Below are 11,417 nucleotides of genomic sequence, written 5' to 3'. Positions count from 1 at the left end.
TGCTTGTCGAAACTGTCGTACTCGCTCCTGCCAAGCCGGCAAGGCGTGCGCGCGCATGTCAGGGATCACTGACAGTGCCTTCTGCCCCCCTGACGCGACTCTCAGCCGCCCCTGATTTGCCACCGCAAGGGGAGCCGCGATACTAGGACCATGCCAGACCGCAATCCTGCCCGCCTGCTTACCGTGTACTTGCTCGAGCATGCCAATGCGATCCGAACCAGGCAGCTCGGCCTGCTTGGGCGAATGCCTGGCATCCGTGTCGCGGGTGCGGGCGCCAGCGCAGCCACGGAACTTGCCCCGCTCCTGCGTCATCGCCCCGACGTCGTCCTGATCAGCCTGGGCACGGGCTATGCTCATGCGCTCCAGGAGGTCAGGACGCTGAGGTCGACGCTACCGGATTCGATCGTGATCGTGCTGGCCGACAACCTCGGCCCGCCGCTGCGCCGCGCCTGCCTGAAGGCAGGCGGGAGCTACTGCTTTGACAAGACGCTGGAACTCGATGCGCTGCGCCAGACCCTGGCCGGGCTGGCTGCGACTTCGGGGCGATAGGGCACAAAGCCAGCGGCCGACCGACGCTGCACTGTGGCACTACAGGTCCGCATCGTCGTCGAACAGATGATTGCGCATGGCATAGCGCAACAGCATGGCTTCATTGGGCATCTGCATTTTTTCCATCAGCCGCATCTTGTAGGTGCTCACGGTCTTGGCGCTGACGCACAGTGCCGTGGCGATCGCCGTGATGGGCTCGCCCAGCACCAGCCGCCGGTAGACTTCCAGTTCGCGGTCCGAGAGCCTCAGGTGCGGCAGGTCGTCGCTCTGGTCCTTCAGCCCGCTTGCCAGCTTCGTGGCCATCGACTGGCTCACATAGGTGCCGCCCCGGGCTACCTGGCCGATGGCGGACACCAGTTCCGTAGCCGCGCTTTCCTTGGTCAGATAGCCCGCCGCTCCAGCCTGGAACGCACGAACGATGTATTGCTCCTCGGCGTGCATGGTCAAGACCAGGATGCGCAGGGCCGGGTGCTCGCCGCGCAGCAAGCGGATCAGTTCCAGCCCGCTCCTGCCGGGCATGGAAAGGTCAAGCAGGAGCACCTGCGGGGTGCATTCCCGTACCATCCTGGGCACTTGTGTACCATCTGCCGCCTCGCCGACGACCTCGAACACACCGGCCCGTTCCAGGATATGCCGCAGGCCATCCCGTACCACAGCATGGTCATCCGCAATCATCACCCTTGTCATGCCCGTTCCCCTGCTCTCGCGGAAATCGCACGACCAGGCGAAAGCCATCGTCGGGCGAACTCTGGACAAGGCTGCTCGCCTGCGGAGCGGATGAAGACGCCTTCAGGGGCATGCTCTCGTCACTATTACCTTGCCAATGGACTATAGAGTTTGTGCGCGGAAAGGCAACGGCATGGGAAGCGAGATGCGGCTCAGAACCGGAAATTCGCAGGTACCGGCGACGTCGGAGCCACAACCCGTGTGCCGACACCGGCTGAGCCACGCACGTTGGAAACTAGCTCAGGATGCGGCTCGGGTATGTCGGCAAACCAACATTCGGCCGGCACGCAATGTGCCGGCCGAACGAGCCTGCGGCCAGGCCATGCGCTGCCACTGCCCCACCGGCAGCGGTCACCCGTCAGTGCGACATGAAGACTGGCAACGATGACTGACGCACCAGGGCGCGGGTGGTGCCACCCAGCACCAGCTCCTTCAGCCTGGAACGGCCATAGCCGCCGGCGACCAGCAGGTCGGCCTGTACCTTGCAGGCAAGTTGCGGCAGAACGTGGTCGGGGTCGCCCTCCCCGACAACCAGATCGGCATTGATGCCATGGCTGGCCAGCCACGCTGTCAGCCGGTTCCCGCTGTCACGGCAGGTCTCTTCGTCAATGGCAGCCGCGCTGACCACCAGGGCGGTAACAGCACTGGCATGCGCGAGCCACGGCAATGCGTCCGCTACTGCCCGCGCGGCCTCTCGACCGCCGTTCCATGCGATGGCGACATGACCACCAAAGCGCGGGCCGGCCGCGCCCGGCACCAGCAGGATGGGCCGTCCGGCATTGAGCATCGCATACTCCGCAACCCCGGCCAGCAGCGCCGGCACATCGGCATCCGCCGACGGCGGTGCGGGAAGGATGAGATCGGCGAAACGCCCCTCGTCGGCAAGCGCCCAACCGGATTCAGCGTCGATAATGATGTGCCGGGTGGGGATGTCCGGCGACACTTGCCTGGTCAGCGTGTCGAGGGTCTCCTTGTGACCGGCAACCAGCTTGTGCAGCTGGCTGGCGGCAAGGGCCGCGTATTGTCCGGCTTCTTCGCCCGCCCCGCGAAACGGCTCCAGGTTTGTTCCAGTCGCAGTCAGCCCGACCACGCTGCCGCCGAATTTCGCGGCAACCCGTGCGGCTGTTTCAATGCGTGCCGACCGGGCAGAATCTTCGCTGAGGTCGACGAGGATGGTTCTGAAGTCCATGACGTGATTCCGGTTTGGCAGACGTAACGAAAGGCGCACATATCAGGCGCCGGCCTGGATCAGTCGAGCGGATAGGAGCGCCGATATTCCGGCATGGTGACCGCCCAGCGCAGGTCGCGCTCGATGTGCTGGCGCAGCGCATCGCTTGCCTGTGGCTCGCCGTGCACGACAAACGTACGCCGCGGCGCCTGGTGAAAGCCGCCGAGCCAGGTCATGAGTTCCGCGGCATCGGCATGTGCGGACAGGTTCTCCACCTGCTCCACCGACGCATGCACGGCGATGTCCTTGCCATGGACGCGGATGTCGCGCCGGCCTGCGGCCAGCGCTGCGCCGCGCGTACCCGCCGCCTGGAAGCCGGAAAGCAGAACGGTGTTGCGAGGGTCCGGGCCGTAGGCGGCAATATGGTGGACCACACGACCACCGGTAGCCATGCCGCTGCCAGCCAGGATGATCTTGGGACTTCGGTCATGGTTCAGCCAGATCGACTGCTCCATGCTCTGCACCGGGGTGGCGAGATTGCAGGCTGCGGCGCACTCTTCGCGGCTGATGCGCAGCTCTTCCGGATGCAGCGAGAAAATCATGGTCGCGTCGATGGCCATCGGGCTGTTGAGGTACACCGGCACGTCGGGGATTCGCTTGAGTTCGCGCAGGCGGTGCAGGCAGTACAGCAGGCTCTGCGTGCGCCCTACCGCAAAAGCGGGGATGATCAAGCTGCCGCCGCGGCCAATCGTCCGGCTGACGATCTCGCCGAGCACATCGAGCGGGTCGTCGTCCGGATGCCGCCGGTCGCCGTAGGTTGACTCCACCAGCAGGTAATCCGCCTGACGCACCATCTCCGGCGCGCGCATGACGATGTCCTGCTGCCGCCCGAGGTCGCCTGAGAAGACGATGCGCTTGCCGTCGACGAACAACGTGACGATAGCCGCGCCGATGATATGTCCGGCCCGGGCAAACTCGGCCTCTACGCCGGGCACTACCTGGAAGCGCTTGCCGAACTGCATCGGCTGGAGCCGCCGCATTGCTCGTGCAGCGTCGGCTGCTGTGTAAAGAGGCAATGCGGGCCGATGACGCGAGAAGCCCTTGCGGTTCGCATAATCGGCGTCTTCTTCCGCCAGGTGGGCGCTGTCTGGCAACAGGATTCCGCACAGCTGCGCGGTGCCCATGGTGCAGTGCACGCTGCCGCGGAAGCCGTTGCGCACCAGCAGGGGCAAATACCCGCTGTGGTCGATGTGGGCATGGGTCAGCACCACGGCGTCGAGCTTGGCCGGATCGAGCGGCAGTGGGTCCCAGTTGCGCAGGCGCAGGGTCTTGTATCCCTGGAACAAGCCACAGTCGACCATGACCTGGTGACGGCCGGTATCGAGCAGGTACTTGGAGCCGGTGACCGTATCGGTCGCGCCGAGGAATTGCAGTTGCATGCTGGTGTCCTTTGACGCTTGCGCAAAGCCGTTGGCCCCGCCACGGGTGCCGCTGGCCGATACAGCCAGTCTAGGAGGGGGAACCGGGTGGTGGTTGATCCGGATCAATCATGCGGAAACGCGAGTACCTACGCTTGAACAGTGTCCGGACCCGCCCGCCGCACGTGGCGTACGCCCAGGGTGTGCACGCGTGGCTCCGCGCCGGGCATACCTTGGGAAACCTCATGCAAAATCGCTCCAGCGCGTTGCAAACGGATCGCCCCCGATCTCACGAAGAACATTCCGGCACCCGGGATCGCGTCGATCCGGGACATGTCCCACCCGGCCTGACCACCGCGCAGGCTAATGCGCGGCTGGCCGAGGTGGGCCGCAATGTGCTGCCTCAGGCGGCCCCTAGGTCGGTGGCCGCGGTGTTTCTGCGCCAGTTCCTCAGTCCGCTTATTTACATTCTCCTGGCCGCGGCAGCGGTGTCGCTCGCGTTGGGTGACCTGAAGGATGCACTGTTCATCGGGGCAGTACTGCTGATTAACGGCGTCATCGGCACCGCACAGGAGCATACGGCCGACAAGGCGGCCGTGGCGCTGCGCAAGATGGAGCAGCCCCGTGCCACGGTGATCCGGGACGGCATCCAGCAGGAGATCGATGCAAGTACGCTGGTACCGGGCGACCTGGTGGTGCTGGAAGCCGGCAACCGAGTGCCGGCCGACCTGGAACTGACCTCCGCCATTGACCTGCAGTGCGATGAATCCCTGCTGACTGGCGAATCGCTGCCGGTGCGCAAGCTCTCAGCATGTGATGCCAGCAACGCCCCAGCGAGCGCCCGCCAGTGCCTGACCTTCGCCGGCACGGTGGTGCTCCGCGGCAGGGGCCACGGCATCGTCGTGGCAACTGGCGCTGCCACGCAAATTGGCCGGATTGCGCGGGAACTGGGCCGCGAATCCATCTCGCAGCCACCTTTGATTCTCAGGCTCCAGCGTTTTTCCCGACTGATCGCGGTGGCGGTAGGCGTGGCTGTGGCGTTGCTGGTGTTGGTGGGTATGCTGCGCGGCATGGCATTGCGCGAACTGTTCATGATGTCGGTCGGACTGGCGGTGAGCGCGATCCCCGAAGGACTGCCCGTCGCCATTTCGGTGGCGCTGGCGATCAGCATGCGGCGGATGGCGAAGGCCCATGTGATCGTGCGCAAAATGCCCGCCGTGGAGTCGCTTGGATCCTGCACCATGATCGCCACCGACAAGACCGGCACCCTGACCATGAACGAGCTTGTCGTCACCGATATCCGGCTTCCCGACGGCACGGCGTTTTGCTGCGACGTCGGACACGATCTGGACAACTGCACGATCCGCGCCGCCGGCACCACCGACCATGACGCGAGAACGCGGGTAGCGGCCCTGCTAAGGGCCGCGGCGCTGCCAAACGAGGCCCAACTATCCAGGGAGCGTGATGGCTGGACTGGCACCGGGGACAGCGTGGACGTGGCGCTGCTGGCCGCAGCGCACAAGGGGGGCACCGTAGCCAATGAGATCCGACAGCGGTACCCCTTGGTGGCCCGTATCCCGTATGAGCCAGACCTGCGGTACGCGGCCTCGTTCCACCGGCACGAAGAGACGATCCGCGTGTTCGTCAAGGGAGCGCCCGAGACTCTGATTGCCATGTGCGACCAGGCGGACGTTCGCGGCCATGCCGTGCCGATCCGGCGCGAAGGACTGCTTCGGGAAAAGGCAGCGCTGGCCGCGCAAGGACTACGCGTGCTGGCGTTCGCAGAAGGCACGATTGATGCAGAGCCGGACGGGTTCTACGGACACGGGCACCTGGTCAACCTGACCTTTCTGGGAATGGCAGGCATGAAGGATCCGGTTCGCCCGGAGGTCCCGGACGCTATCCGACGCTGCTACAGCGCCGGCATCGACGTGGCGATGGTGACTGGCGACGATCCGTTGACAGCCAGCGCAATTGGCGCGCAGGCGGGGCTGCGCTTTACCACGGACCAGGTCGTGACGGGCGAGCAGGTGCGCCAGGCCGAGAGCAAGGGGCCGCACGGACTCGACCAACTGACCCGCCGTGCGCGCATCTACGCCCGCGTCAGTCCGGATCAGAAGCTGTCCATTGTCCTGTCGCTGGCAAGAACCGGCCATTTCGTGGCGGTCACCGGCGACGGCGTCAACGACGCTCCTGCGCTCAAGCACGCACACGTCGGTGTGGCCATGGGCCGAAAGGGAACTGAAGTAGCGAAGGAAAGCGCAGACATAGTCCTCACCGATGACAACTTTGCGTCCATCGTCAACGGCATAAATGAAGGCAGGGTGGCGTACGCGAACATTCGCAAAGTCATCTTCATGGTGGTTTCCACGGGCGCGGCCGAAATGGTTCTGTTTCTGCTGGCGATTCCCCTGGGCCTGCCAATGCCATTGCTGCCGGTGCAGCTGCTGTGGCTCAACCTCGTGACCAATGGCATCCAGGATGTGGCTCTGGCTACCGAGCATGCGGAAGGCGACGAACTGTCATATCCGGCGCGCAAGCCCCGGGAGCCGATCTTTGACCGCGTAATGATCCGCCGCATCTGCTATTCGACTCTTGTCATGGGCGTAGGGGGATTTGCAACTTTCTACTGGCTGCTCGACCGCGGCTATCCCCTAAACGAGGCACGCAACCAATTGCTGCTGCTGTTTGTGCTGTTTGAGAACTTGCAGACGTTTAGTAGCCGCTCAGAGCGCCACTCCGTATTCCGACAGGGGGTCTTCGCCAATCCGATGCTGGTGGTCAGCGTACTGGCTGCCCAGTTACTCCATATCGCTGCCATGTACATACCCGGGCTAAGCGACACGCTCGGTCTCACACCTGTGTCGGCTACGACGTGGGCTGGACTGTTGTCGCTCGCGCTCACATTGACGATTGCAGTGGAGCTGGACAAATGGTGGAGCCGGCGGTGCAAGCTGTAGCGGGAGACCGGTGCTCGCCAACTCAGAATTCCATCACCCCGTTGGCCACGGAGCACAGGCGCCGCTCTTCCCACAGAAGCCAATAGGGCATGGAGGGGACACCGCTTCTATATACGCCAGTGCGCGACATGAAGCTGTCGGCGGTCATCGAGAACTGGGATACCGCATGCTCAGGCAATACGGCCTGGTGTGCGCACACGCACTCGTCCGTGCGCATTGCCCGTTCCGGTAATGCCGCCACGATCGCCGGTTACATGGGCTCAGGACAAACCTCTGACGGCGCGATCCGCGAGTTCGCCACCGAGTACTGCTCCCAGGGGAAGGCGGCTGAATGTATTTGGTATCTCGTTTGCGATGCATCAATGGGACAGTGCGCATGCGAGCTACGCTTCAAAATAGACGGGCGATATTTTGCGCGCCGCAAAGGAGGATTGTCATGACCGCGAAGCTGCAGCGTGGACACGAGGAAAACCTCCAGGCTCCCGTTAGCCACCATCGATCACTTGCAATGCGCGCCAGCAAGGTTGAGCGTGCAGCTGCCGCCGCGCTGCTCCTTGGTACCGCACCGCTTCTCCATGCGCAGATCCTCGCAACGCATCCAACGCCGCCGGAAATCCACCAATCCGCTGGCGTCCGGTATGTCTCGGGCGGGATGGGGCGCGAAGCCTTGCGGCAAATGCAGGCTATCGCCGGCCAATTCAATGTGCGGCTCAGCTTCCAGGACCCTTCAGAAGGCAACCCCGTTTCTGGCGTCACACTGATCCTGGTCAACGAACAGGGCAACCGCCTGCTACAGCTGGTCTCGGACGGTCCCCTGGTCTACCTCAAACTGCCTCACGGCCGCTATTACCTGACGCTGATTTATCAAGACGTCGATCACGAGCAATGGATTACGGCTGAAGCCGAGCCGATGGACCTCACATTTCTTTTCAACCTGATCAACCTGGAACGAGACTGGCTGCACGCACGGACACGAACGCCCCAGTACCCGACTCCCACATAAGAAAGGCCTCATTGCGAAGGCCACCGGCTGCAAGGCGGCGCACGTGTCGTGACAGCCAAACGCATACGAAGCCGGCACGCATCGTTGCGGGCCAATGGCCTGTCAATCTTTTCTTTGATGTAGCCAAAACTCCGGGATTTTCCAGATCCTATAGCCTGTGGCTTGCCAAATGTGGAGACTGCAATGTTGGGGCAACAAATGAGCACAGCTTCGCCACCCCGTTCCACTCCGAACGGATTGATCACCCTGCTGTTTCACCTGAGTCACGCAGCATCTCAAGGACAGCTCGATCCTGTTCTCGTGCGTGAGCTCGGCAAGCGCATCTACACCGAGATTGATGCTTGCAAGGCGGACGACGCCAAGAGCCAGGTCGAGTTGAATCTGCTGTCAGAGGCAATGGCGCGATTTGAGGAGACTTTGCTGGCGGCGCGGAGCCACATGCTGATCGCGGCCATCCGGCGTGCAGGGAGCACTGAACGTCCGCACCGTGAAGCGGATCAAGCTCCCGGCACTCATGAAGGTGGCGCACCGCTACCGGAAAATCGTCCGTTCGATCCTTCGCCCGTCAGCGGCCGCTGCACGGATTATCTCGGGCGGCTCGCCACGCTCGGCCAAGGTGGTCCGCCCTTGGGATGACGGCACCGGCAAGGAAATGGAGCGGGACTCCTAATTGGGGACTGGCTCTTGGCTGCAACCGCTCTTCGTTTTGGAGATGGTCATGACCACTATGTCACTCGCGCCCACGGTCGTTTCACGAACATACTCTGTCGGTCGTGCGCTTCTCGGCTCTCTTTTTTTATTTTCCGGACTCCTGAAGATTGGCAGCTTCGCGGCCTATTCTGCGTGGATTGCCAGCGCTGAACTGCCGAGCCCGGATTTGCTGCTGGTGCTAACCATCGCAGTTGAAATTGGTGGTGGACTGACTTTGATCTCGGGCTGGAGCGCACGCTTGGGCGCGCTGCTTCTTGCACTGTTCCTGGTACCCACCACCATCATCTTCCATGGCTTCTGGCGCGCCGATCCCGCAGACTTCATGAATCAGCTTAACCACATTCTGAAGAATGTCTCAATCCTGGGCGGCATGCTGGTGGTATTCGCCATTGAATCGTCACGTATGCAAGCAAGAGTCCCATAAGATGGCTGCCCGGTACGCACCTGGCGCCCGCCACCTTGCGAGATGAGAATCGCCATGAGCAACGAAGCAGAGAAGAACCGCCTCGACGAAGCGCAGGCGGGCCACGTGTGGTTGCGGTTGACGACCCGGACGCCGGGCGCGGGCATCCACGCCCAGTGGCATTGTCCTGGAAGCGGATTCTGACATTAAAGCGCGGCGCCAGTTTTTTTCATGCGCGCCACGTCTTCCGTGCCGACGCCACCGGAAACATAAAGGATCCCGGCCGATTCGCGGATCTGCGCGGTGCCTGGAGCGGCAATTCCTGCGCATGGCACAGGGCCATGGCGGTCGCCGCCAAGGTCAGTGCCATTGCCTGGTGGAATAGGGTTGAATGCATGTGGCGTTCCTCGTCAGCAAGCCAAAGGGATGGGACGTTCAAGTCTTCAGACGTGATGCTTGCACTCACAACTTCTGTGGACGGAAGGACCAAGTTCGATTGGCTGGCGAGCATCGTTGGGGCGGGGTCGCCATAAGGGCGCTCCGTGTGCAACGACGCCGAAGTCATTTCGATGGCATCTATCAGTGGCAGAATAAGCGGACCGCCGATCGCCCGAACTACATCGACTATGTGTCCTGCGTCTGATGCCCCCGGTTCGTCCACCCCGCCGGATACCGGCAGGGCCAATGACGTGGCGCTGACACGAAGCCAACGGCTCGGGCGAGATGTGATCGCCGGCTGCTCTATTGCCGGTCTGCTTCTGCCGGAAGCCGTTGCATACGCCGGCATCGCCAATCTGCCTGCGCAAGCTGGCTTGGTCGGCCTGCTAGTCGGGCTGGTGATATACGGCATTGTGGGCACGAGCCGCTTCGCGGTGGTGTCGGCCACCTCATCTTCCGCTGCGGTGCTGGCCGCGGCCACGCTGTCGACGAGCGGTGCCGATGCCGCGCTGCGCCTGGCGCTCGCCGCCGGGTTCGTGACGCTGGCCGGTGTCTTCCTGGTGCTGGCGGGCATAGCGCGTTTGGGCGGCATTACCGACTTCATTGCCAAGCCGGTGCTGCGCGGCTTCACATTCGGACTAGCGGTCATTATCATTCTCAGGCAAATTTCGAGCATCGCCGGGATCCACCCGACGCACAGCGACCTGCCACGTTTCACTTACCAGTTCCTGCACGAATCGGCGGGTTGGAACGTCAATGCGCTCGCCGCGTGCCTGGCGGCGCTGGCTTTGTTGTTCGCGCTGGCGCGCTTGCGGCGGGTGCCGGGACCGCTGGTGGTGATCGTGCTGGGCATCACAGCAGCCTATGCCACCGATCTGTCGTACTACGGCATTGCCGAAGTGGGCACGATTGATCTGGCAAATGTCACCATCGGCCTGCCCGACCTGCAGCGCGTACAGTGGTTGCGCGTTGGCGAGCTCGCCTTCGCGCTGGTGCTGATCCTGTATGCGGAATCGTACGGCTCGATCCGCAGCTTTGCGCTCAAGTACGGTGATGTGACCTCACCCAACCGCGACCTGGTCGCACTAGGTCTGGCCAATATTGGCTCCGGTTTGCTACATGGCATGGCAGTCGGGGCGGGCTATTCCGCCACGTCTGCAAATGAAGCAGCCGGAGCACAGTCTCGCCTGGCGGGTTGGTGCGCCGCAGCAGTCATCGCGCTGATTGTTGCCGCGCTGCTGCCGCAGCTTGCACGCACGCCCGAGCCCGTGCTCGCGGCCATCGTGATACATGCCGTGAGCCATACGTTGCGTCTCGATGCATTCAGGCCCTACTGGACATGGCGCCGCGACCGGCTGCTGGTGGTTGCCGCATGTGTCGCCGTGGTCCTGCTTGGCGTGCTCGACGGACTGCTGGTGGCAATCGGGATCAGCCTGATGCTGACACTGCGTAGCTTCTCCGAACCAAGAGTCAGCGAACTGGGGCGCCTTGGCTCTAGCCACGACTACGTTGACATCGCGGCTCACCCTGAAGCCCGGACTCTGTCGGGCGTGCTGATCGTTCGACCGGAAGCGCCGATGTTCTTCGCCAATGCGGAACGCATGCTGGCCAGGGCGCGACACCTGCACGAGGCAGCCGGGCCGGGGCTCCATACGCTTGTTTTCAGCATGGAGGAGACGCCGGACATCGATGGCTCGACGATCGAGGCGCTGCATACTTTTGCGTCCGAGGTGGCCGCCAAAGGCCAGCGCCTGCTGCTGGTGCGGCTTAAGCCACCCGTGCTGGCTGTCCTGACACGCGCGGCCAGCGAAACGCTGCCGCGCGAGTCACTGCATGAACTGAGCGTGGATGAGTGCGTCCGGTCACTGGGCCAGACATGGGAACCTGCTTAGGGTGGCCTGAAGCTGTCATCGGTGGCAAACGCCCAGGACCCCCTCGAAGTCAACGGCAAGCCGCTCGCAGAGGTGTTTTGCGTGACATGCGTCCCCGACAGGGTAGCGCCGCGGGACGCCCTATGCCGTGATGACCCGCGACGTGCTGG

Annotated in this window: 11 protein-coding genes; 8 read left to right on the top strand and 3 right to left on the bottom strand. The window is 63.2% G+C overall.

The genetic code is table 11. The annotated features are described in order from the left end of the window. Positions 1-150 precede the first annotated feature (150 nt). Positions 151-549: a response regulator gene (locus AC3WRR_RS16005; protein ID WP_011615457.1), complete on the top strand. Its 399-nt coding sequence runs from the start codon at positions 151-153 to the stop codon at positions 547-549. A gap of 39 nt (positions 550-588) precedes the next feature. Here the strand turns inward: AC3WRR_RS16005 and AC3WRR_RS16000 are convergent, their stop codons facing one another. From AC3WRR_RS16000 to AC3WRR_RS15990, 3 genes are all read right to left on the bottom strand, one after another. Continuing rightward, the gene (locus AC3WRR_RS16000; protein WP_010809940.1) at positions 589-1,236 is read right to left on the bottom strand and encodes a response regulator transcription factor; all 648 of its coding nucleotides are present in this window, start codon (positions 1,234-1,236) and stop codon (positions 589-591) included. A 397-nt stretch (positions 1,237-1,633) separates the two neighbouring features. Further along, positions 1,634-2,464, bottom strand: a complete 831-nt coding sequence (locus AC3WRR_RS15995) for a universal stress protein (RefSeq protein WP_011615458.1) — start codon at positions 2,462-2,464, stop codon at positions 1,634-1,636. Between the two features lie 59 nt (positions 2,465-2,523). Then, the gene (locus AC3WRR_RS15990) at positions 2,524-3,882 is read right to left on the bottom strand and encodes an MBL fold metallo-hydrolase RNA specificity domain-containing protein (protein ID WP_010809938.1); all 1,359 of its coding nucleotides are present in this window, start codon (positions 3,880-3,882) and stop codon (positions 2,524-2,526) included. 224 nt (positions 3,883-4,106) lie between these two features. Here AC3WRR_RS15990 and AC3WRR_RS15985 point away from each other — a divergent pair, with 224 nt between their 5' ends. The 7 genes from AC3WRR_RS15985 (at position 4,107) to AC3WRR_RS15955 (ending at position 11,268) form a co-directional block, all read left to right on the top strand. Then, a complete protein-coding gene (locus AC3WRR_RS15985) occupies positions 4,107-6,821 on the top strand; it encodes a cation-translocating P-type ATPase (protein ID WP_492297415.1) in 2,715 nt (904 codons plus the stop codon). A 128-nt stretch (positions 6,822-6,949) separates the two neighbouring features. Next, positions 6,950-7,261, top strand: coding sequence for a hypothetical protein (locus tag AC3WRR_RS15980; RefSeq protein ID WP_492297413.1), 312 nt, complete (start codon positions 6,950-6,952; stop codon positions 7,259-7,261). Beyond that, positions 7,258-7,824: a hypothetical protein gene (locus AC3WRR_RS15975; RefSeq protein ID WP_454750408.1), complete on the top strand. Its 567-nt coding sequence runs from the start codon at positions 7,258-7,260 to the stop codon at positions 7,822-7,824. The genes AC3WRR_RS15980 and AC3WRR_RS15975 overlap by 4 nt, the downstream gene beginning before the upstream one ends. A 183-nt stretch (positions 7,825-8,007) precedes the next feature. Further along, positions 8,008-8,460, top strand: a complete 453-nt coding sequence (locus AC3WRR_RS15970; protein WP_011615461.1) for a hypothetical protein — start codon at positions 8,008-8,010, stop codon at positions 8,458-8,460. An 82-nt stretch (positions 8,461-8,542) separates the two neighbouring features. Then, positions 8,543-8,959 carry a DoxX family protein gene (locus tag AC3WRR_RS15965; RefSeq protein ID WP_231881343.1) on the top strand — a complete coding sequence of 139 codons (417 nt, stop codon included), beginning with the start codon at positions 8,543-8,545 and terminating at the stop codon, positions 8,957-8,959. Between the two features lie 54 nt (positions 8,960-9,013). Further along, the gene (locus tag AC3WRR_RS15960) at positions 9,014-9,142 is read left to right on the top strand and encodes a hypothetical protein (protein ID WP_439667955.1); all 129 of its coding nucleotides are present in this window, start codon (positions 9,014-9,016) and stop codon (positions 9,140-9,142) included. Positions 9,143-9,564: 422 nt separating this feature from the next. Continuing rightward, the gene (locus AC3WRR_RS15955) at positions 9,565-11,268 is read left to right on the top strand and encodes a SulP family inorganic anion transporter (protein WP_081050283.1); all 1,704 of its coding nucleotides are present in this window, start codon (positions 9,565-9,567) and stop codon (positions 11,266-11,268) included. Positions 11,269-11,417: the final 149 nt, after the last annotated feature.

Source organism: Cupriavidus sp. FW305-3-2-15-C-LB2, from assembly GCF_058787575.1.
This window is presented reverse-complemented; position numbering and strand designations above follow the sequence as displayed.

Coding starts and splice junctions, on each gene's coding strand:
- AC3WRR_RS15975 (WP_454750408.1), top strand. CDS start 7,258: ATGACCGCGAAGCTGCAGCGTGGACACGAGGAAAACCTCCAGGCTCCC.
- AC3WRR_RS15990 (WP_010809938.1), bottom strand. CDS start 3,882: ATGCAACTGCAATTCCTCGGCGCGACCGATACGGTCACCGGCTCCAAG.
- AC3WRR_RS16005 (WP_011615457.1), top strand. CDS start 151: ATGCCAGACCGCAATCCTGCCCGCCTGCTTACCGTGTACTTGCTCGAG.
- AC3WRR_RS15955 (WP_081050283.1), top strand. CDS start 9,565: ATGTGTCCTGCGTCTGATGCCCCCGGTTCGTCCACCCCGCCGGATACC.
- AC3WRR_RS15960 (WP_439667955.1), top strand. CDS start 9,014: ATGAGCAACGAAGCAGAGAAGAACCGCCTCGACGAAGCGCAGGCGGGC.
- AC3WRR_RS15980 (WP_492297413.1), top strand. CDS start 6,950: ATGAAGCTGTCGGCGGTCATCGAGAACTGGGATACCGCATGCTCAGGC.
- AC3WRR_RS15970 (WP_011615461.1), top strand. CDS start 8,008: ATGTTGGGGCAACAAATGAGCACAGCTTCGCCACCCCGTTCCACTCCG.
- AC3WRR_RS15995 (WP_011615458.1), bottom strand. CDS start 2,464: ATGGACTTCAGAACCATCCTCGTCGACCTCAGCGAAGATTCTGCCCGG.
- AC3WRR_RS16000 (WP_010809940.1), bottom strand. CDS start 1,236: ATGACAAGGGTGATGATTGCGGATGACCATGCTGTGGTACGGGATGGC.
- AC3WRR_RS15985 (WP_492297415.1), top strand. CDS start 4,107: ATGCAAAATCGCTCCAGCGCGTTGCAAACGGATCGCCCCCGATCTCAC.
- AC3WRR_RS15965 (WP_231881343.1), top strand. CDS start 8,543: ATGACCACTATGTCACTCGCGCCCACGGTCGTTTCACGAACATACTCT.